General features: G+C 36.9%; 20 protein-coding genes and 1 CRISPR repeat array. Of the genes, 4 read left to right on the top strand and 16 right to left on the bottom strand.

Features of this window, described 5'->3' with window-relative positions; genetic code table 11:
* Positions 1 to 310 precede the first annotated feature (310 nt).
* From CLOL250_RS05330 to CLOL250_RS05320, 3 genes are all read left to right on the top strand, one after another.
* On the top strand, positions 311 to 2,461 hold the full coding sequence (locus tag CLOL250_RS05330; RefSeq protein ID WP_008401201.1) for a Tex family protein: 2,151 nt from the start codon (positions 311 to 313) through the stop codon (positions 2,459 to 2,461).
* Positions 2,462 to 3,026: 565 nt separating this feature from the next.
* On the top strand, positions 3,027 to 4,118 hold the full coding sequence (locus CLOL250_RS05325; protein WP_044945177.1) for a fibronectin type III domain-containing protein: 1,092 nt from the start codon (positions 3,027 to 3,029) through the stop codon (positions 4,116 to 4,118).
* 193 nt (positions 4,119 to 4,311) lie between these two features.
* Positions 4,312 to 5,262, top strand: coding sequence for a PIN domain-containing protein (locus tag CLOL250_RS05320; protein ID WP_161117226.1), 951 nt, complete (start codon positions 4,312 to 4,314; stop codon positions 5,260 to 5,262).
* Here CLOL250_RS05320 and CLOL250_RS05315 read toward each other — a convergent pair.
* The 16 genes from CLOL250_RS05315 to CLOL250_RS05240 form a co-directional block, all read right to left on the bottom strand.
* Positions 5,259 to 6,143 (bottom strand): hypothetical protein, encoded by an 885-nt coding sequence (locus CLOL250_RS05315; protein WP_008401197.1) that lies wholly within the window; start codon positions 6,141 to 6,143, stop codon positions 5,259 to 5,261. The genes CLOL250_RS05320 and CLOL250_RS05315 overlap by 4 nt on opposite strands.
* A gap of 105 nt (positions 6,144 to 6,248) precedes the next feature.
* Positions 6,249 to 9,641: a CRISPR direct-repeat array (repeat unit 30 nt; unit sequence ATTCACATTCCACCATGTATCTATTAAAAC).
* Between the two features lie 168 nt (positions 9,642 to 9,809).
* The gene (gene cas2, locus CLOL250_RS05310; protein WP_008401184.1) at positions 9,810 to 10,088 is read right to left on the bottom strand and encodes a CRISPR-associated endonuclease Cas2; all 279 of its coding nucleotides are present in this window, start codon (positions 10,086 to 10,088) and stop codon (positions 9,810 to 9,812) included.
* 3 nt (positions 10,089 to 10,091) lie between these two features.
* Positions 10,092 to 11,084, bottom strand: a complete 993-nt coding sequence (gene cas1b, locus CLOL250_RS05305; protein ID WP_008401183.1) for a type I-B CRISPR-associated endonuclease Cas1b — start codon at positions 11,082 to 11,084, stop codon at positions 10,092 to 10,094.
* Between the two features lie 12 nt (positions 11,085 to 11,096).
* Positions 11,097 to 11,567: a CRISPR-associated protein Cas4 gene (locus CLOL250_RS05300; protein WP_008401181.1), complete on the bottom strand. Its 471-nt coding sequence runs from the start codon at positions 11,565 to 11,567 to the stop codon at positions 11,097 to 11,099.
* A 33-nt stretch (positions 11,568 to 11,600) separates the two neighbouring features.
* On the bottom strand, positions 11,601 to 13,970 hold the full coding sequence (locus tag CLOL250_RS05295; protein ID WP_008401180.1) for a CRISPR-associated helicase/endonuclease Cas3: 2,370 nt from the start codon (positions 13,968 to 13,970) through the stop codon (positions 11,601 to 11,603).
* Positions 13,971 to 13,999: 29 nt separating this feature from the next.
* Positions 14,000 to 14,707, bottom strand: coding sequence for a type I-B CRISPR-associated protein Cas5b (gene cas5b, locus CLOL250_RS05290; protein ID WP_044945209.1), 708 nt, complete (start codon positions 14,705 to 14,707; stop codon positions 14,000 to 14,002).
* Positions 14,691 to 15,569, bottom strand: a complete 879-nt coding sequence (cas7i, locus tag CLOL250_RS05285; RefSeq protein ID WP_044945172.1) for a type I-B CRISPR-associated protein Cas7/Cst2/DevR — start codon at positions 15,567 to 15,569, stop codon at positions 14,691 to 14,693. The genes cas5b and cas7i overlap by 17 nt, the downstream gene beginning before the upstream one ends.
* Positions 15,562 to 17,244: a type I-B CRISPR-associated protein Cas8b1/Cst1 gene (gene cas8a1, locus CLOL250_RS05280; protein WP_119962635.1), complete on the bottom strand. Its 1,683-nt coding sequence runs from the start codon at positions 17,242 to 17,244 to the stop codon at positions 15,562 to 15,564. The genes cas7i and cas8a1 overlap by 8 nt, the downstream gene beginning before the upstream one ends.
* A gap of 19 nt (positions 17,245 to 17,263) precedes the next feature.
* Positions 17,264 to 17,986 (bottom strand): CRISPR-associated endoribonuclease Cas6, encoded by a 723-nt coding sequence (gene cas6 / locus CLOL250_RS05275; RefSeq protein ID WP_044945170.1) that lies wholly within the window; start codon positions 17,984 to 17,986, stop codon positions 17,264 to 17,266.
* A gap of 586 nt (positions 17,987 to 18,572) precedes the next feature.
* Positions 18,573 to 18,965, bottom strand: coding sequence for a pyridoxamine 5'-phosphate oxidase family protein (locus CLOL250_RS05270; protein ID WP_008401175.1), 393 nt, complete (start codon positions 18,963 to 18,965; stop codon positions 18,573 to 18,575).
* Positions 18,966 to 19,000: 35 nt separating this feature from the next.
* Positions 19,001 to 19,621, bottom strand: a complete 621-nt coding sequence (locus CLOL250_RS05265; protein ID WP_008401174.1) for a flavin reductase — start codon at positions 19,619 to 19,621, stop codon at positions 19,001 to 19,003.
* Positions 19,622 to 19,857: 236 nt separating this feature from the next.
* Positions 19,858 to 20,487 carry a manganese catalase family protein gene (locus CLOL250_RS05260; RefSeq protein ID WP_008401170.1) on the bottom strand — a complete coding sequence of 210 codons (630 nt, stop codon included), beginning with the start codon at positions 20,485 to 20,487 and terminating at the stop codon, positions 19,858 to 19,860.
* Positions 20,488 to 20,751 (bottom strand): spore coat protein CotJB, encoded by a 264-nt coding sequence (locus tag CLOL250_RS05255; RefSeq protein ID WP_008401169.1) that lies wholly within the window; start codon positions 20,749 to 20,751, stop codon positions 20,488 to 20,490. It lies immediately after the preceding gene.
* A gap of 3 nt (positions 20,752 to 20,754) precedes the next feature.
* A complete protein-coding gene (locus CLOL250_RS14125; RefSeq protein ID WP_044945167.1) occupies positions 20,755 to 21,078 on the bottom strand; it encodes a spore coat associated protein CotJA in 324 nt (107 codons plus the stop codon).
* A gap of 148 nt (positions 21,079 to 21,226) precedes the next feature.
* On the bottom strand, positions 21,227 to 21,544 hold the full coding sequence (locus tag CLOL250_RS05245; protein ID WP_008401166.1) for a type II toxin-antitoxin system RelE/ParE family toxin: 318 nt from the start codon (positions 21,542 to 21,544) through the stop codon (positions 21,227 to 21,229).
* On the bottom strand, positions 21,534 to 21,794 hold the full coding sequence (locus tag CLOL250_RS05240) for a type II toxin-antitoxin system prevent-host-death family antitoxin (RefSeq protein WP_008401165.1): 261 nt from the start codon (positions 21,792 to 21,794) through the stop codon (positions 21,534 to 21,536). Before CLOL250_RS05240 ends, CLOL250_RS05245 begins: the two co-directional genes overlap by 11 nt.
* 194 nt (positions 21,795 to 21,988) lie before the next feature.
* On the opposite strand from CLOL250_RS05240, the gene CLOL250_RS05235 reads away from it, so the two are divergent.
* Positions 21,989 to 22,567: a nucleoside recognition domain-containing protein gene (locus CLOL250_RS05235; RefSeq protein ID WP_008401164.1), complete on the top strand. Its 579-nt coding sequence runs from the start codon at positions 21,989 to 21,991 to the stop codon at positions 22,565 to 22,567.
* Positions 22,568 to 22,569: the final 2 nt, after the last annotated feature.

The following is a 22,569-nucleotide window of genomic DNA, read 5'->3' as shown; positions in this document are numbered from 1 at the left end:
TTTATAGATACTTCATTTTTACATCTGCTGCGTTTTTCTGTTTTGTACTTTTCCATAATTTGTCTGTCTCCATGCTTGAATCCTACCAAAATTTCGCATATACTAGATTCTGCTTTACCGTAATATGCAACTATACAATGTTCCAACCTGTCTGTACAGGTTGCAGCAAGCGGACTCGAACGCACAATATATGTCATTGCACTATATTCGGTTGTTCTCGTATCACCAGATTCGCATCAGAACACACATTATATACATGGCATTGCCTGTTACGGTGAATGATACAAATTAAGAAAGAGGTTTCACGATTATGGATATTATTTTGAAGATCAGTCAGGAACTTATGTGCCGGCAGGAGCAGGTAGCCGCTGCCGTTAAACTGATAGATGAGGGAAACACTATCCCTTTTATTGCACGATACAGAAAAGAAGCTACCGGTTCTTTAAACGATGAGCAGCTTCGTACTCTGGATGAACGTCTTACTTATCTCAGAGGACTGGAAGAACGAAAAGAAAAGGTCATTGCTACGATTGAAGAACAAGGCATGCTGACCGACGAACTGAAGCAGTCCATTCTGGCTGCCGAAACTCTGGTAGCTGTCGAGGATCTGTACCGCCCATATAAGCCAAAGAGAAAAACTCGTGCCACGATCGCACAGAGCAAGGGACTTACAGGGCTTGCAAATATCATCTCCCTGCAAATGACAAATAAGCCGATCACGGAAGAAGCCCTCGCCTATGTATCAGAAGAAAAAGAAGTTCACTCCCCTGAAGAAGCAATTGCAGGAGCTATGGACATTATCGCAGAATCCATTTCGGATAATGCAGAATATCGAACCGAGATACGAAACCGAACAATGGATAAGGGAGTTCTTATAACTACCGCAAAAGATCCGGAAGCAGAATCCGTATATGAAATGTATTATGATTTCAGCACTCCCGTCCGCAAGATGACCGGATATCGTACACTCGCCATTAATCGTGGTGAAAAGGAAAAATTTCTCTCCGTTAAGATCGACGCACCGGTCGACGAGATCATCGGTTATCTGATCCGTGAAGTGGTTGTACGGGATAATCCGAATACAAATGACATCTTAAAAGACGCGATTGCCGACAGCTACGAACGTCTGATCGCTCCATCCATTGAACGTGATATCCGAAGCAGTCTGACCGAAGCTGCCGAAGATGGTGCGATCAAAGTATTCGGCAGTAATTTAAAACAGCTCTTAATGCAGCCACCGATCAACGGCCATGTCGTACTTGGCTGGGATCCTGCATTCCGTACCGGATGTAAGCTGGCAGTCGTTGATGCAACGGGAAAGGTACTCACTACGAAAGTCATCTACCCGACTGCTCCTCAGAATAAGGTGGAAGAATCAAAGAAGATCTTAAAGGATCTGATCAAAAAATATAACATCTCACTGATCTCTGTCGGGAACGGAACCGCTTCCCGTGAGTCCGAGGCGATCATTGCCGATCTTATCCATGAGCTGGATACAAAGGTTCAGTATGTAATCGTAAATGAAGCCGGAGCATCCGTCTACTCGGCAAGCAAGCTTGCAACAGAAGAATTTCCAAGCTTTGATGTCGGTCAGCGTAGCGCCGCTTCAATCGCAAGAAGACTTCAGGATCCGCTTGCCGAGCTGGTCAAGATCGATCCGAAAGCGATCGGTGTCGGTCAGTACCAGCACGATATGAACCAGAAGAAGCTGACAGAAGCGTTAGACGCTGTTGTCGAAGATTCTGTAAACCAGGTCGGCGTTGATTTAAACACAGCTTCTGCCCCTCTGATGGAGCATATCTCGGGTATTACAAAAACACTGGCAAAGAATATCATAGAATACCGTGAAGCAAACGGTCGCTTTACAAATAGAAAAGAACTGTTAAAGGTTGCAAAGCTTGGTCCGAAAGCCTTTGAACAGTGTGCCGGATTTATGAGGATCTCAGGTGGTACAAATCCGCTTGATGCTACCTCTGTCCATCCGGAAAGCTACGAGATTGCCGAAACACTGATCCGGCATCTCGGATATTCCATGGATGATCTTGCATCCGGTCAGTTAAAGGGTATCACAAAAGCCGCAGGCGATATCAAAGCACTCGCAAAAGAACTGGGCGTCGGAACCGTAACAGTTACCGACCTTGTAAAAGAGCTGGAAAAACCTGCAAGAGATCCTCGAAGTGAAATGCCACAGCCGATCCTGCGTGGGGACATCCTTGAAATGAAGGACTTAAAGGAAGGCATGATCTTAAAGGGCACAGTCCGTAATGTAATCGACTTCGGTGCATTTGTAGATATCGGTGTTCATCAGGACGGTCTGGTTCATATCTCTCAGATGTCGGATAAATTCATCAAGCACCCATTGGATGTTGTAAGTGTCGGTGATATCGTAACAGTTAAGGTTATGGGCGTGGATCTTGCAAAGAAACGAATCCAGCTCACTATGAAAGGGATTGAAGGGTAAGTCGTTTTATCAAACAGCAACTCTCTCTGAATGAATTTTTATATCTTTAACAATTCTATTTTTATATCAACATGCCGCAATTCATCAGCAAGCTTCATCATAGAATCTTGCCGGAATATGCGGCATGTTTAATGCATCCGCATTACGTATAATCCCTTAGGTTTTTCGTCATTTTGACGATAATCTTTCAGTACCGAAACAGCATATGTATATGGTATAATTTATATAAGCACATCAAGCGAATGATGTGTCGGAATTTAGGGTTATGGAGACCGTGTATACAGGTATAAAGTTTATCTTTTATATTCAGCCTTTAACCGGTGGACTACATCTTGTAAATGACACACTTCATTTTCTATTCGATGCATATGTCTTTTTCGTAAATACTCCTGTGCCAACTCGCCTTCGGCTCAAACAGGCACCCGTATTTACTGACAATATGCATCTCATTACGAAAGCCTCGTGTATGTCATATTACAAGATATAGTCCACCAGTCACAGGCTGAACATAAAAATAAATCAAATATAAACTGTGTATATCGGACAAAGAAAGGAGTTGAAGGTTATGAACAAAAAGATTATCAGTCTCATACTCATGTTTGTTATGATCGGGGAGCTCATGTTTACAAGCATGCCGGCAGCAAAAGCCAGTGGCTATCTTGAAATAAAGGCAACCGCTACATCGATGACCTCGGTAAAAATAACATGGAAAGCACAAAAAGGAGTTACTCAGTATAAAATCTATCGTGCCACAGAAAACAAAAACGGAAATGTCGGCAAATATAAGGTGGTAGCAACCATATCCGGCAAGAAAAAAAGTTACACCGACAAGAAATTAAAAACAGAGAAAACTTACAGCTACATGGTTCGTGGCTATAAGAATAAAAAATGTGTAATTAAAACCGGAGTTCCGGAATCTGCCTATACCGGACTGACATGTTCATTTGACGAATACCAGTTTGCAGAAGCCCCAAGAAGCCCAAAGTCGATCACGCTGAAATTATACAGTTCAGGTGGCGTACTTCCAACCGGATATGAAATCTACCGGAAAGAAATGGGAATCTCAGGTTACAAAAAAATCGCAACAACCAAAAAAAGTGTAACCAGCCTGAGCTATAAAGACAAAACCGTAAAAGCGGGTAAGACATATCGCTACAAGGTCAGAACTTATCTTAAGGTCGGCAAGAAGAAATATTACAGTGCTTTTACGGACTACGAACAGATATCTGCAACAAACCGAAGTGGTAAATATACGTTCAAATTTGACAACAGTGTAAAATGTGCTGATAACGAAACAGTATATAAGATTACCAGCAAAGCCTATAATGACACATTAAAATTATATGACAATGCTGTACTGACGATTGAGTTGGACGATGGTTCGACCATTGAAACAGGTGTTGATATCATTTCCTATCGCAAGGGTGATGGCACATGGAAGAAATACAAAAGCAACCAGAGTCTGACCCTTAAGGCAAACGAAACACTCCGGCTCAAGGTTCGGGCTACACAAGATGTAAAGATTAAGAATCTCAAAAATGTAGAGTCCTATGAACTGAATATGGATGTTACTTATGGAGGAATAAGCAGCTTCCTCTGGGCTTACCCTTATGCCGGTACAGCTAAGACTGTTATGAATTCAGAAGCGATCCATTAAATAACCGCATAATATAAAGTACCTCTGCTCCATGGTGGTTATATGATACAAGACAGAATTTCTGAAATGTATTGCATATGAAACTACTATGGAGTGGAGGTGTTTTTTTGCCGACATTTATGTTGATATTTTCTTGTTCAGTTCGATAAAATTATATGCTATACTTATTTCGTTCTGGTTAAACGAGGTGATCATGAGAAATATATTTTTTGTAGATAGTGAGAATGTCGGTGATTCCTGGATACAACTATTTGATTATCTGAATGACGATGACTGTATCCTTGTATTCTACACCGATAAATCTCCTAACATGTCCTATGCAAATGTTGTCGCATTGAAACAGTCCCCTTTTGAACCTGAGTTCATCCTCTGTGAAAACGGAACTGATAATGCCTTAGATTTTCAACTTGTAACCTACCTTGGTTCGTATACAGTTAAAAATCCGGACGACAACCTCATCATTGTTTCAAAAGATAAAGGTTTTGACAGCGTGGTACATTTCTGGACGGAACGCGGATACCATGTATGTCGCAAGGCTCCCTCCATTTTCCACACACTGGCAAATGAACTATCTGTGCAAAAGCCACTTCTTCCTGCAATTCCAGCTTTTGCTGCAGTACCGGAAAGTATTGATGATTCAGTAATAAAGGCAGAAAATCTAAAGCCGGACGTGATCGTAGAAGCCACTCCCGCTGCGAATCCTGTCAAAATTGCTGTTTCTGCTAAGATTGATAAACAGGCTGCTATTCCAGAAGCTGTATCTACGCCGCTGTATGATAAGGAACAGGTCGATACATTACTTTCCTGTGTCGGGAAAAGTAATCTATCCGCCATCCACAACATACTTATATCAATCTACGGTCAGGAAAAAGGAAGTTATATTTATGGTATAGTAAAAAGTTCATCCTACGAGATACCAAAGGTCAACTGGCAAAAGAAAACAAAATACCGAAAATTCTTATCGATTGTTTACTCTAATGCCGGTATTGCTCTCATTGATGATTTCTATAAAAAACTATACCCGCATAAAGCAAACCTTCGGGAAATTCACAACCTCTTCGTGACCAAGTATGGTCAGGAAAAGGGTACCGAATACTATCGCTACTATAAATCGCATGCAGAATTTCTGCAGAAGACATTCTAGCATGTAATAAAAAGGAACCAGAACAAAGCTCTCCCCACCACAGAAGCTGAATCGCATATAGGGGATGTGGTAAGTAAGGCTGTGGTGGGGGGGAGGATGTACATGTGCCACTTTTCGGTCTCAATGTTACATTTATATTTGTATCTATATGGTCTTATTAAATTCTCATATAATTTATAACTGCATATATCTATATAGCTTACTTCTTGTTCTTTTATGGTTGTATAGCAAATCAGTCTGGGATTCTCCTTTATATAGCACTGCTTCTCAAAATCCCATTCACATATAAACACCTTTTCAAATGGTGATTTCTCTATAACCCTAAGAAAATAATCCGTAACACCGTTTCTTTCTTTTGTTTTTAACAGATGTTCCATACAATCAAATTCATCATCTAAAACAAATATAAACAAGTCCGTATCCCCTTTAGGATGTAATTTTTCCTTTTTCTTTATTCCCGCAATAATATTATCTATATCAGCTTCTATCACTGGTATATCCGATTTAAATTCTGAGGGCTGCCCATCTTTGTAATTAAAACTTTTCGCAAGAAGTCGTTTATCTTTATCGAATTGACATTTTCCTTCTTCTGTAAATGAACCATCGATATTTCTTTCATAATCCAATGCAATAAAACGCATTTGCGCTTCACTTATTTCCTGTAATTTCTCCGTTTTCTCTCTAATAGATAATCTATCAAATTGTGTTGGAGATTTTGCTATTTTATTATTATGTTGCGTATGTGTTACTTCTAAATAATTCCCTCCTTGAAATTTTAGATCAGGCATACTCTTACTTGAATTATCATCATAATATTGATTGTCAAATATATAGCCTTTTAATTGTAAAATCTCCTTCGCTTCCTGTTCTCCTTGTTTCATTTTATTTTTTCCCCTTTTATGTTAATTATATTTTCTTTGTTATCATTCCACACTATGTATCTATTAAAACTGATAATTGTTATTGTATTTACAGCTACGTTATAAATTCACATTCCACCATGTATCTATTAAAACCAGATTCGTTACCGCCCATAAATTCGTTTACAGAAAAAATTCACATTCCACCATGTATCTATTAAAACGGTATAAGTAAGAGTGCACTTAATAATATCGAAAAATTCACATTCCACCATGTATCTATTAAAACGGGAAAAGCTATCTGAAATATACAGAAATAAAGATAATTCACATTCCACCATGTATCTATTAAAACTATAAGATCGTTACAACCGTTTATAGTATCTTCAACATTCACATTCCACCATGTATCTATTAAAACGCTCACCGTTTTCATCGGTTCTGTATACCCATGTTCATTCACATTCCACCATGTATCTATTAAAACCCGAAGCAGAATACTTCAAGAACCTTCCATTCGGCATTCACATTCCACCATGTATCTATTAAAACTGTACTCTTTCACGTCTTCGCGTGCCAATAATTTGTATTCACATTCCACCATGTATCTATTAAAACCCATCGGAAAAAGCTTTACGGTTGCCAGAAACACATATTCACATTCCACCATGTATCTATTAAAACCACACCAACGCCGATCCACTAAAAAGGAGCAACGTATTCACATTCCACCATGTATCTATTAAAACTTAAGTGTATCCCGGCGGTATGTAAAAGCATTATCTAATTCACATTCCACCATGTATCTATTAAAACCAGATACAAGGTATCTGTGCGAACTGTGTGTAATATTCACATTCCACCATGTATCTATTAAAACTGCAAGACAGACGACAGTTACAGAAGTACGAATGCATTCACATTCCACCATGTATCTATTAAAACTTTTTATTCGATATAATCATAGATAAATAAACGAAATTCACATTCCACCATGTATCTATTAAAACCAGTGCTTTCCACCTGTCCGGTATTCGCAAGCGCATATTCACATTCCACCATGTATCTATTAAAACCCGACACTTTGAATTGAATCGAACATATAATGCAGCAATTCACATTCCACCATGTATCTATTAAAACCATATGGATAGATGTATGACATGTATATATATCTTATTCACATTCCACCATGTATCTATTAAAACAAGTTTTCTACCTGACAAGTCAATTTTAAATTCACATTCACATTCCACCATGTATCTATTAAAACCATAAACTCACTTGCCGTCTGTCCGATCAATGCCTTATTCACATTCCACCATGTATCTATTAAAACAAAGAGATCACCGGCGACAGAAATTTCATAATCTTGATTCACATTCCACCATGTATCTATTAAAACAAAAATGAGTGCATAGATGTAATGCTTGCAATGTTATTCACATTCCACCATGTATCTATTAAAACGGGATGAAAGAAAATATAGATAAATATAATTAAAAATTCACATTCCACCATGTATCTATTAAAACGGCTGTTCTACATTCATAAGCTGACGAGACGTCACAAAATTCACATTCCACCATGTATCTATTAAAACAATCGTTGCATTGATAACGTCAGGGATAACGCTGGTATTCACATTCCACCATGTATCTATTAAAACTCAAACGCTTCTTTTCTACACACTAATCGGTCATAATTCACATTCCACCATGTATCTATTAAAACAATTACTGTCTTTGCAAGTACTGTCAATTCATTGTAAATTCACATTCCACCATGTATCTATTAAAACGAATTACAACCGACGAAGAAGCCGGAGATTATTTGAATTCACATTCCACCATGTATCTATTAAAACCAATTCATTTAAGGTTTTGAATCCGCTGTCTTTTAAATTCACATTCCACCATGTATCTATTAAAACTATTGTCAACAAACGCTAAATAATAGGAGGTGCACAAATTCACATTCCACCATGTATCTATTAAAACGTTTCGCTCCGTTCCGCTTTAGTTGAATAACTGGAAACATTCACATTCCACCATGTATCTATTAAAACTGGAAAGCTGGGAACTGGTAACTGATTTACTGAAAGATTCACATTCCACCATGTATCTATTAAAACTGAACAGCTTCAGGAATGCGGCTATATCTGTAGCCTTATTCACATTCCACCATGTATCTATTAAAACTAAAATTCGGTGATTTTGTGTTAGATAATTTTGTTATTCACATTCCACCATGTATCTATTAAAACGCTAATTTCTGCATCGTGTCGGTGAGAATAAGAGTGATTCACATTCCACCATGTATCTATTAAAACGGGGTATGGCTTGGATCAACTTATCAATGATTCAGAAATTCACATTCCACCATGTATCTATTAAAACAAATATTTGTTATCCATGTTTCCCCCTTTACTTGAAATTCACATTCCACCATGTATCTATTAAAACGCTGTAGGCTTATTTTTCACATTTAAAAATCCTTAATTCACATTCCACCATGTATCTATTAAAACAGGTCAGAATTTTATGTGATTTTATTGCTAGTATTTTATTCACATTCCACCATGTATCTATTAAAACCCAATCTTGTATATACATAACATCATTATCACAATACATTCACATTCCACCATGTATCTATTAAAACAATGTCTGTGTAATCTCATAGTTTACTTTCTTTGTAATTCACATTCCACCATGTATCTATTAAAACACCATCGGCTGTTCCGGATCTAATTGAATCATATTATTCACATTCCACCATGTATCTATTAAAACGAGTTTAAACTTTATCCCGCCGCGTTAAAAATTCAATTCACATTCCACCATGTATCTATTAAAACCGGTCGCCGATTCACTTTCCGAACCTGTTCGCGTGTATTCACATTCCACCATGTATCTATTAAAACGACATCAAACGTATAGTATCTGACCGGTTTTGAAAATTCACATTCCACCATGTATCTATTAAAACTTGACTTGAAACAGTGCTGGGGGCTTGCCTTTGCGCATTCACATTCCACCATGTATCTATTAAAACGCGGATATTCATTAAATACCCAGTCAGTTCCATCAAATTCACATTCCACCATGTATCTATTAAAACCAAAATCTCCGATAACTGCTGAGCGGTTAGAATTGATTCACATTCCACCATGTATCTATTAAAACACTATCCGATGTGTGACTTGTACCAAATCCGCCATTATTCACATTCCACCATGTATCTATTAAAACCGTGTGTTTGTTCGACGAATGTTAGAATCATAATTGATTCACATTCCACCATGTATCTATTAAAACTCTGATCAAAGCGGATTTATTAGAAAAACAATAACGGATTCACATTCCACCATGTATCTATTAAAACATACTACAAAGATAAACGCTGCACAACAATAAATTATTCACATTCCACCATGTATCTATTAAAACCGGTGAATAACTACAACACAGCGCCAGAGGTAACAGCATTCACATTCCACCATGTATCTATTAAAACCGCACTATAAAAAAGCAATATTTTACAATGCTTTCACATCCTCTTTTTGTCGACCTTGCTTCAATAATCGGACTACACATTCTATTTTTAAATAGTATATTCCTTTTTTCTATATTTTTTCCCATTGTCGACCGGCGGCAGATTTTACAATATTTATGGTCGACAATTTCAAATAAAGAAACTGGCTTTGTCATCTTCCTTACCCCAGAACTCTTTATTCAACCATTTTTCCTGCCTGCTTTTAAATATAATAACGGAATCCAATTCATGATCAATATATTCATCCAGCTCCTGTTTCAGCTTCACAAGTTGTACTTTTGTGATATCTCCCTCAAAAACAGAATTTTGTATATGGGATAAATACCTTTTACAAATCTTAAAAATATGATTCCATCGTTTTTGTCCATTATTTTCTTTATTTATGTCATATACTAATACTACATACATATTTCACCACCATATTCTGAATCCTTCATATTCTTTTTCCCCAATCAGATGCTTGATCAGCTTGTATAACTCTAAACGCATCAGATACTGATATGTAACGGGGCGACCTAAATCTTTATGCATAATTGTCTGCTGTAATTTTTTCTCCAACTCCTGTGCAATCAATCTGGATGCATCCCTATTCAAGTGCAAATAATTCAGCTCCTTCGTAAAACTTTTTTCGGTTATCTGATTACGGTTTAATAATGAAAAAAGAAGTCGATCTCCTATCAACGGTTTGAAAATTTCTGCCACATCCAGACATAGAGAAAATCTTCTAACACCAGGTTCATGGAGATAACTTATCGTAGGATTCAATTGTGTATGATATACCTCACTAAGAACCTTTGAATAAATCAACGAATTAACAAAAGAAATCAACGAATTAATCATGTTATCAGGCGGATGCATAACTCTTTTATCAAACTCTATTTCCTGATCAATGATAACATTCCATGTAGCATAATAATGCCTTCTTATATTTCCCTCTATTCCCATTAGCTCTTGGATCGTTGATGTTTTTGGTAATTCTTTTCTCAACGAATCAATTTCTGACATATAGAAAGATACATCCTTGCCTCGTCCGTTATAATACCGGAGATTTCGGTAAATATTATCGGCAGCCGCTTCTATAAATTTTTTTGCAATGGTCAATCTCTTTCCATAATCTGTATAATGTTCAACCTGTTTTACCAATAATTGACCTGCCAGCAGCTTTTCTTTTGGATAAAAGCTACCTGTATAAAAATTATAATAATTGAAGAAATGTATCGGGATTCCATATTGAGAAATGTAACTCAAAAATGTTGTATTAAATGACATCTCTGACATGACATAAATATCATCAATTCGTTCAATCGGAATATCTCTTTTTTCTCCACCTGAAGATATAAATTGAAGTGTATTATCTTTTCTTTTTAAATCTCCACTATTGTAAATATAAAAACTTTGTCCCATTATCCCTCCATGTTAGATAAAACACAAATCATGATATGCGCACTTCCCACATATTTTTTGTTTTTCAAATGCTGGTGGTTGTTCCTGCATTTTTAACTTTTCTATATCTGCAATTATCTTCTGCAACTGTACTTCATCATCCTCTGACAGTTCTACAACAATATTTTTTTTGATCATAGGATAATCAATCTTTGCCGTTAAGCCCTTAACTCCACGTTGTTTCAAATAATATAGATAATATTTTACCTGCCAGATTCCTGCCTCTTCTATTGCTTTACTCTTTTTTATCTCATGTAATTCCTGATGCTCTTTTATAAAATCAATATTTATTACATTATCGATATTAATGTGTTTATCATCACGCCGGTAACTGTTCTCATCAAGTAGTTTACCCAACATAACATTTTCATTATCGGATTCCATGTTTATTTCATTTATGAAATACCATAATTTTCTTTTACACACAAAATAATAATAAATCATTACACCAGTAACTCGATTTTCCACAATTCCTCCTTATATAAAATTCCACTCATCATCATACTTCGTTAACGATAAGCCCATACCCCGTCCTGTCATTTCATCAAAATCATATAATAAGCATGTCCTGTGAATATCTAATCTGTCATTTATACAATTCAAATCCACACCATCTAATTTTCTCCGATCCGAATACAGATTCAGATTAAGAGTTATATCTGCCAGTTTTGCTTTCAATATCCTTCGTATATTACTGTCAACATATGGTGTATCTAAAACACTCGTTATTGCCTCTATCAGATACTGATTTTCCTGATATATTCTATCTGGAATTACTGTAATACTTTTTATTCCACGAAAATCCTCATCGATATCTTTCTTAGATGTATAATCTAACGGCTGCAACGATTTAAATTTAGCCAGATTTCTTTTTATCATTTGGAAGTATGCCGTATTCTTTAATGCGTCTACATCATAAACTTCATTCATATACTGAACTTTATCTTTTTCGGAAAAAAGCTTTCCATTATATGCCTCTAATAATTGTACAGATCTATCATATATATCACTGTCATATATTCCTTTTCCATTCTTCATACATCCTGAATAATTAACATAAATTAATACATTTGCATCGGTTATATCCTTTTTCCCTGCTCTATTACACCGTCCCATTCTTTGCAATAAGCTATCAGCCGTACACATCTCCGTATAAAGAACATCAAAATCAATATCAAGACTTGCTTCTACGATCTGTGTTGTTACCCATATACCTGTCATCTCATCATTACTGGAAAAATCCATTATCATCTTTTCCAACTGATCCCGATGTTTTCGAATATATCTGGAATGAAGCAGGAATACCTCATCTGTTCTTTGGGATAATTCTTCATATACCTTCTGTGCCTTTGATACTGTATTGCATATAACGAGAACTTTTTTCTTGTATCCATCTTCCGCAATTCTGTCAAAATCAAATTCTTCATGAAATAATGCGATCTTATGTCTGTCTGTTCCCATTGTAGCGGAAAAATCTATAAAAATATAATCTCTATCCTTTATCAACCGATATTTTCGCATAAAAAATTCTAAAACCGGCGGAAATGTTGCTGTTATGATTGCGAATTTTCCTTCCATTTGTTTTAGTTCTGACAAGCCGTAAATTAATGCTGCTACTATCTTAGGAGAATATGACTGAATCTCATCTATAATTAATTTTGAATATTTCAGTGTCGCTGCAAAAATCTCAGTGCCCGGGGCTTTATAAACAAATTTAAATAATTGATCTACCGTGCAGACAGTAAGCGGATACGAGAACAATTTTGCCTGCTCATATCTGGTATTCCCATCTGTAAATTGCCCATCTGTTCCATCAAAATAACTGCTTAGGCTATCAGAATGAAGCAATGCTACATCCTTATACATATACCTGTCCTTTATTCTGCTATATATGGCATTAGAAGAAACTTTTAACGGTAATGTATAAAAACCTTTCTCGCCATTTGCCCATAATAAAGCTGCCTCTGTTTTTCCTGATCCAGTAGGTGCTATAACTACAACATTATCATCACTATGTTCCTGCATAAAAACCTGCAACTCACGCAATGAATTTGAAAAGTAATCGCGAATCGTGCTGCATAATTTTTTCTCAGCAATGTCACTGTGTAATTCTGCTTCTTCATATCCTGCACTTACCGTCCAGTCAAACTTATTCAACAAGCCCTTTATCAACATATATTCACACCATGTTTGCTCATCTACACTTCTCAATTTCATTGTAGGATTATTCGAATACAACAGTTGATTACGATTTGCGGCAGAAAATTTCACATCTTCCTTTCCCAAATATTCCTGCAAATATTTTTTATACCATTTATCGTAATAGTCATAAAAATCCTTATCAGAAAAACTATCCTTCCGATCATGATGATAATAGACTGCTGTCAATAACACAGAAAAGTCATCGCCTGTACATTCTGGTATTTCCTGCTTAACCTGTTTCTCTGATAAACTAAGTGCACTAAGAAAACCATGTGGTATCTGCCTTTCAGCCATCCTTGTAAGTTGAGGATTGACAATTGTCTGGAAAATATAATTAGCTTTTCCAAGGTCATGCACTCGGCATGCCTCTAAAACCAGATTCTTTTCCTTTTCTGTAAAATACATATCAAAAATCTCAAAGAATTTTCCTGCACAGTTAACAATATCCTTCTCATGTTCTCTTAAAGTTTTTTGCTCCTGAACAGTTTGCTGTTTCAAAGAATCCAAGTAAGAAATGATCATCTTCGACTCATTTTCATTCAATTTATCCATCTGGCTGCCCAAAAGATAAATCAATATGTTTCTGATGTCATTTACATTTTTAACTTCCTTCTTGGTGTCATTTGACTTTGCATAATATTCCATATCGTATTGTCAATCCCTCTCTTATCTTGTTATGCGAACGCAACAACATCCCCATAGGTATCGATATATGCATTCACTACTGAAGTATCCTTCGGCATATAATACGCTTTTACCTTTCCACCATCCGGTTTCCATCTGCGATATCCCTGCGGTGTTATCTCGTATTCCTTTGTTAACATGTAAGTCGTGCTTGTACGTCGTCCAATATCCAGTTCTGATTGAAATGGAATATAGATATTATTTCGAATCGTTGCTGATTCAACTTTCTGTAATTCAACAATTTCTACATTTTGAATATCCAGCAAATCTTCATACCGCCCTAATGATGGATAAATAATCGGACACTTCAGTGCCTGATAAATCTTATCAAAATCTTCCTCCTCAGGTATAATATGTAAAACCATCCGATTATCACAGATCAGTTCTACATGTGCAATCCCCTTAAACACACCATAATCTTTGTCTTCACCTTTGATACAGAGCTGATGTCTGCCTTCTTCATACTTTGTATCGAATTTGAATGAATATCTTGTATACAATTCTGATACAGAACCTGCGTTTTCTCCCTGGATACTTACCTGCATCTTGTGATAACTGTCAAATCCACTAATTGCGTGAATCATACCAATAACAGTTGAATATGGTGGCAACGGATAAGATTCTTTTATAATGAAACTACTTGGTTTTCTGTAGTTCGCAAGGTTTTGAAAACAATCAATTCTAATTGCTCGCTCCATAATATTCATCAACTTCCTTTTTCAACTGTTTAAATACATCTGCAACTGTCTTTGTGTTCAATGTATCTTTTAATTCTGCATCATTCTGGAAAATACCTGTCACAACTCCAACACTGGTATTGTTCTTTATATCCTCATCACTTTCAATAATCTCTCCAAGCATCTTCGTGTTTATGGCTCCATTTTCCAAAGATACTCTATTTTCAAAGAACGGATTTTTTCTTATATATCGACCACCGATTGCAAATACAGGACTAAGGTTCTCTCTTCTTCCCTTTATATCACGATATAAATACTGGATCGTATCAAGAAATTTTTTTACTCGATCTGCTTTTTCTTCTGCAGATATCTCAAGATCTCCATCCACACCAATACGATCAAGATCTATAGTGATCGTATATGAGTAGAATGACTTCTGTATCTCACTCTGTGCGATCGCATTATCAAGATCCTGGCGTCTTGCCAATCCAATATTGGTTAAAAATTCCAAATCGCTCTGATAAGGCTCTAATGATACCGCATTACTCAGTCGAACAACTGCACTTCTGGTATCAGCTCCGCCTTTTTTATCCTCTCCTTTTGCACTGGTCTTCATATAACCAAAAAAGTCAATTTCCGGATAATCTTTTATATTAGCAGTTGGTGCAAACTGAACGACTCCACTCTTTCCATCAACAGGTGTTGTATCCCATCCTAACTGCTGAATAATATTGTATCTCAATGCCTGTCTTGATATATAAGAATATTGCTCATATGTTCCTCGTGATAATTTTTTGAGTGTAGTAATATTACCTACGCCCTCTCCATAATTTGCACTTTCTGCAAGAAATACCATTGTAAGTGTTAAACCATTCCTAATCATTAACCTTTTCCTCCTTTTTTTCATAATGACTTCCTTCTAATCCCATAAGGAATGCATATCCATACTCTCTAAACTTCTCCCGATTATCCAGACACTCTATGAATGCATCCGGAACTGTCAGATTTACAGAACAATAGATACGCATTATAATTTCCATAAAATGGGAAACATCTCCAACTGCAACTGCATTCAGTAATCGATATACCGTACCTCTGATTCTTGAATCATCACTTGTGCCTTTCGCTGCTAACAGTTTATTTCTTAATTCATATCCACACTCTCTAACTTTGTATCGATTCACTATTGCACCTCCTATCTTATTCTTATCTTCATTATCTTTCTTCAATAAACTTACACGAATCTGAATATCATATACCCAATAAGCATCTACCAAATATGTCTTTACATCCATAGACTGCCTTAACAAGATATTTAATAATGGATATTGATTTCTATACCGAAGAATATTCAATATAACTGTTTCATGTATATTTATGTATTCAGTCCCCTTTTTTATATATGGGTATTTACTTAATACATCAAGTCCAGCCCTTACTTTCTCATCATTTAATATTGCAAGGATATTTTTATTGATAATATCAAATGTATAACGTTCGCTTTCATCCCTGCCTCTGGTTATGATCTGAATATTACCTAGTTCTTCCGTCTTCATCTTCAATAACAGATTCAATGTTCTGGAAATCCATGAAGTATATCGTTCTCCATCTTCTCTTTCCACATCCTGCATAATGCCATCCTTACGATTTACCTCTAATAATTCCTGAATGTTCTGATCCGTATTAATAAACAGGAATCGATTTCCCATCAGATAAAAACCAAGAGGAGATAATGCATATACAAATGCACACACCGGACATAAGAAAGCATCTACTTTACAATTCCAGAAAGCTGATTGTTTTCTTGCCAGATCATCTGCCTGATCCTTCATAAATGCAAGTGATACTTTCGTCTTCGAATCAATCATTGCACTACAATCAATGCATATCTCCTTTGCCTTCTTTTGATCAATTGCTATATAAGTCCGAAATGGTTCTGAAAAATCATTTTCAAAAACCTCTCGCATATTTTTCGCTGCATTTGCACGTAATAGAAAACATTTTCCATCCCAGAAACGATTGATGTAATTATATATGGCACTCTTCATGATCAAGGTTTCTGCACAAATGGGCTGAATAAGAAATTCATGTAACTGAACCAATCGATCCCGCAACAGTTCCGGTTCCATAGATTCTTTCAGTTTTACCGCCTTAAGCATCTCATATGCTTCTGTGGTATCAACCTCATCCTTTATACTGGCAATGCCCGATTTATAACTGTTAGACAAAAGTTTATCGTTAATGAATTTGATATCATCTTTCCACTTTTTACCATCCCATTCCGGCAAATCCAGTACAGCTAACAAATTCTTAATCTTATCCAATATTGTTTGATATACACTATGTGACCTGTAATATGTCGTGATCCCACGAAAGTATAAATCCGTCCAGTCCGTTTCCTGACAGAAATCTGTATCAAGCCATAATTGCTGATTATCTTCCGTATAGCCATAATCCAAATCTTCCGATGCAGCAGCAATTTCGTCCAGTATATAATGCATACCTACGATTCCCGCATTTTTCAGAAAATCACCCATTGGTATATAGATTCTACCCAACTTATAATCCTCCTTTCTTCTAACCTAATACTTCAAACTTTCCATTTCCTGTCGACCTGCGTACTCCAATTCCGGATCTCTGCAGAACATTTAATAAAGCAACAGAGCCTTTTAATTTGAAAATACCAAGCGAAGCATCTGTATTTCTTCCAAACACTGGTATTATAACCTTTTTCCCTTTGATCGCCTGAATAGAAAAATCATCTGTCTCAACCGGAATATTCATTCTTTGAATAAAGATCTTAACATTCTCTTTCACAACGTCTGAAAACTCATCCTTATCAAACGTATAATAACTGTCTGAATTGGTATCATTATCATGGTATCTTGCCAGTAATGGGCTCTGCATTTTTATGATGATTTCATCATCTATGATATCATTTATATTCTGAATATACACAGATATTAATTGCATGGAATTCTTGTTCATCGAATAATGCCGAAATTTCATAGTCTGAAACGCATTAAACAAATATAAAAATTCCTTATCATCAGCATCTGTAAAAAACACCATGAATTCGTTCTTATCAAGAAGTATCTTATCGTCTGTAAACTTAGCACCGGGAAGATAATACGAATATGTAAACGCCTTCATGATTGATCTGCTCTTATCATATAAACGCTGATACAAATCTTCGGAAATATTCTTCGTCGCAGCCTTTAAAAAACTTGTAAACAAACGATCCATCTCCTTCGGAAGAAAAGGAAATTCCAATTTAAAACGCAGTTTAATCTGATACATTTTTTCACCTCCTTCATAATTTATTTGACTTTGTATTATCAAAATAGCATTTCTTTTATAATAAGTCAATATCATTTTACAATAAAAGTTTAATTGGTGAATTTTTGAATTATTATTATATTGTAATTTTTTTTTGTTCCATATATAATTTTAATACATTGTGGAATGTAAATATTAATCTTTTATTGAAAAATCTATTAATTGCCACATATTGGAATGTACTTTATATTCCACAATGTATTTTTTGTTGCACTTCTTAAAACCTTCTTAAAATATAATAATCTATACAATGTACAAAAAATCGTCCATCGTATCAATTTCACTTCATAATTATAGGGATTTCATATTAGGAAATGTAGAAAACTAAAAAGCCTCTACCTCAGACCCGCCCCCTTTTATTATGGAAATATTATACCTTTATTTAACAAAATGCGCAATAATATACGCATATTTTGTCAATTTAAAGAAAATATTTTTTTCTTATCTTATCCCATCATTGCTAATAGTTACTTTTATAAATATGTTACAAACGCACAAACGCCCCCGCTTATACAAGCGAGGGCGTTTGTCAAACCATGTAATACATTTAAAACTTCACAACTTCCGGTTCGTGTGTAAATGATGAAAAAGTTGCTGTTGCATTCTTAAAATAAAATACCTCGGTGTTACCATCATCTGCGGAATACATCTTCTGTAATGAAGGGTATGCATCCAGCATAGACTGTCTTGCTTCTCTGCGGTCATCTTCCACCAGTTCTCCTGCTACACGAAGCCATTCTCCATTCATAAAAGCACAGATCTCAACCTTCGGATTTACATGGATCTGCTTTGATACTTCTTTTACTTTGCCTGTCTGTATGTATAACTTGCCTTCAAAAATATGGGCAGTTCCAAATGGTCTGACTCTTGGCTGGTCACCCTCTACAGTTGCTAAATAATAAGTTTCTGCGTCCTTTAAAAATTTTGCTACTCGTTCCATAGCATTGTCCTCCTGTTTATAAGCTTTTTAATAGCTTACGCCTCATACACCGGCTCAAAATCCTCTACTCCATGTCCACATATCGGGCAGGTGAAATCTGCCGGCAGCTCGCTTCCTTCATATACATAATTACAGATACGACAGCGCCAGCCTACGATCTTCTTGTCCTGGGCTTTCGGTTCTGCTTTTGGTTTTACCTTTGTCTGATAATCCGCATAAGTCAGCGGTGCATTTTCATTGATCAGCTTGGCATCTACGACTTCTGCGATAAATAACGTATGTGTGCCAAGGTCGTGCTGTTCTACTACTTTTCCGCTGATCACGGCACAGGCATTCCATCCCATATACGGTATGTCATTGCAGTCCTTTGGCATTTGCAGATCTGCGAATTTATCCACATCTCTGCCGGACTGGAACCCGAAATGTTTTATCGTCGCAAATGAGCAGGTCTGATCCAGAATACTCAAAGCAAATATCCCACTCTCTTTCAACAGGTCGCATGTATAATTCGTGTTTAATACAGATATCGCAACCCGAACCGGATTGCCTGCTACCTGCATACATGTATTTGTGATGCAGCCGTTTACCTTCTCCCCCGATCTGGTGGATAACATGAATACACCATAGGATAAATTATAGATTGCTTTTTTGTCCATATGCTTGTACCTCCCTTTTACAAAATACGATTTGTTTTTTCATCCTTGCAAGCAAGTGATTTTATACTCATTATACCACAAACCGAATAAATTTATAATTCTTTTCAAGAATTATTCTCAATAATATACATTGTGAAAAAATCAGGCAGCTTGATATCCCCGATTCAGGATTGCTGCCTGATTTTTCTGCTTCTGTCACTACTATATAATAATAAACAACCGGTAGCGACTATCTCTTACTTCCCACATTTCTCCACGCATGGAGCACTTGTATCAAATGCTGAGTTAAATGCATAGAAGTTCTTTGTATCCATCTTTTCGCGGACAATGCCAAGGCTTTCACCGAAGCGCTGGAAATGTGCGACCTCACGTTCGCGAAGGAATTTGATCGGCTCATATACATCCGGATAGTCTTTGCAGAGACGCAGGATATTGTCATAAGTCGACCGGGCTTTCTGCTCTGCTGCCATATCTTCGAAAAGATCCGTGATCGGATCACCCTTGCTCTGGAATTCGCAGGCGTTAAATGGAATGCCGCCTGCTGCCTGCGGCCAGATTCCTAAGGTGTGATCGATGTAATATTTGTCAAATCCCGATGCCTTAATCTCCTCGATCGATAACCGGCAGGTAAGCTGGTAAATGATCGTGGCAACGATCTCCAGATGTCCCAGCTCCTCTGTACCGATATCGGTAAGAATTGCTTTCACCTTATTGTCCGGCATCGCATAACGCTGGGACAGGTATCGCATAGATGCACCCATTTCACCATCCGGTCCGCCGTATTGTGAGATTATCGCCTGCGCAAGCTGCGCATTTGTCTCTTTGATATTTACCGGAAACTGTAATCTTTTTTCATAGATCCACATTTAACAACCACACTCCCTTTCCCATGGCCAAGGTTTGTCAACCCAGTCAAAATAATTGTCGTCATTTACCTGATATCGGTTCAATGGACCATAGGCGGTCGTGTATTCGCGGACTGCCTGCTGCCGCATTGCTTTATAATTGCTGTATGCTGCCAGTGCCTTCGGACATTCCGGGTGAGTGTCCAGATACAGGGAAATGTCATCCAACGCGAAGGACACTTCTGTTATAAAGGCAAAGAGCTGCTGTTTGTTCATATTATTCATTGCCTATTTCCCCCTTACACCACAAAAGATCAGATTCAGATCTGGGAACATGGTTCCTTCGCGCAGACCCTTTTTCGCATCATAGAGTTCCCCAAATTCCTGACTTGGCACATACGCCATACCAATCGGATGCGGACTGAATCTGCCACAGGTCTCTACATCCTTTCTTGTTGTTTCGCAATGATCCTGTCTGAAAGAACAGCCGCCTGTGCCCTGACGGTTTCCATTGCAGGAAGAGGCATTGCGGTTATTTGCATATTGCATCATGAGATTTGGCTGAGCAGGATATCTGCCGCCATTTCTGTTGCAGTTTCTATACTGTTCCAAATGAATATACCTCCTGAATTTGCATATTATTCATCTCTCTATACTTTATGGGGGAAATGTGAAAATGTGACATATTACAGGATGATTGAGACGAATACATATAAAAAGAGCAGTAAATCTGATAATTTTACTGCTCTTTTTATATGTATTAATTTAACAAATTTTCTATATTTCTTGCACCATACAATAACCGTCGTACTTCCATAACATCATCAATTACCACATAATAAATCACATAATTTCTTATATAGATCCGGCAATATGGATATTCACGTTTTTTTCTGGAATGATATGGTTCAAACGCTACCGGATTGTTTAATCTGGCTAATATTGCTGTTTCAACATCATTTATCAGTCGCATTGCCGCTTCTTCATTTTTTAAAACCTTCGAAATATAAGTCACTGTATCCAGCAAATCCTGTTCAAAAAGTGGCAAATATCTTAACTTGTAGATTTTATCTTGCATTCATCACACTCCTTGCTTTGCTAAATACTTCTTCATGTGAAAGTCTTTTATCTGTCGCTTTTGCCTGTCTGTCAGCTTCATCAAGTTTCATTTCAACATTCTCTGTAAGATTCGCATACTCTTCCATACTTAAAACAACCATCGCCCCATATCCATTTTTCGTTAAATATACAGGCTTTCCACTATTCACAATTGTTTCAATTTCAGGGAACTTATTTCTAAGATCTGAAACCGGTCTAATCTGTATCATTTTATCACTCCTTTTTATTTCATGCTTCTTGTCGTTAATATATTATCATTATTTTATCGTTATTCTGATATTATTGCAATATAGAATATATAAAATTCATATCATATGAATTATTAAACTGATAATACTATAGCATACTTCCCCTATTCCTCTGCATATATTCATTATGTAAAAGCAAAATCAAAGGGGATTCTATGATTAATCTGATCTGGGCTGCCATGATCTTAGTCGGTATTATCACCGCACTTCTGACCGGGCATATGGAAGATGTGAATACCGGTATCATTGATGCCGGGAGTGACGCCGTTTCACTCTGTATCACCATGCTAGGAATTGTTACGATGTGGTGTGGGATTATGAAGATCGCAGAACGCACCGGTCTGATGAAAAAATGGTCATCGAAAATGTCCCCTGTCATGAGATTCTTGTTTCCGAGACTTTCCCCGGAGCATCCGGCATATGAATATATGTGTACGAACATCATTGCAAATATTGTAGGGCTTGGGTGGGCTGCAACACCGCCGGCACTAAAGGCGATGCAGGAGCTGGCTAAGGACAACAAGGGAAGTAAATCTGCCAGTCGAGAAATGTGCGTCTTCCTGATCCTGAATATTTCTTCGCTGCAACTGATCCCGGTAAATATCATTGCCTATCGTGCAACCTACGGTTCTGAACATCCTACCGCCATTATCCTGCCCGGCATCATCGCAACCGTCTGCTCCACCGCCGTCGCCGTCCTGCTGGCCGTCATTATAAACAAACGAGGGAAATGAAG

Origin of the sequence: Clostridium sp. L2-50 (assembly GCF_000154245.1) — a bacterium.
In the GTDB taxonomy this organism is placed as follows: Bacteria; Bacillota; Clostridia; order Lachnospirales; family Lachnospiraceae; genus Coprococcus.
This window is presented reverse-complemented; position numbering and strand designations above follow the sequence as displayed.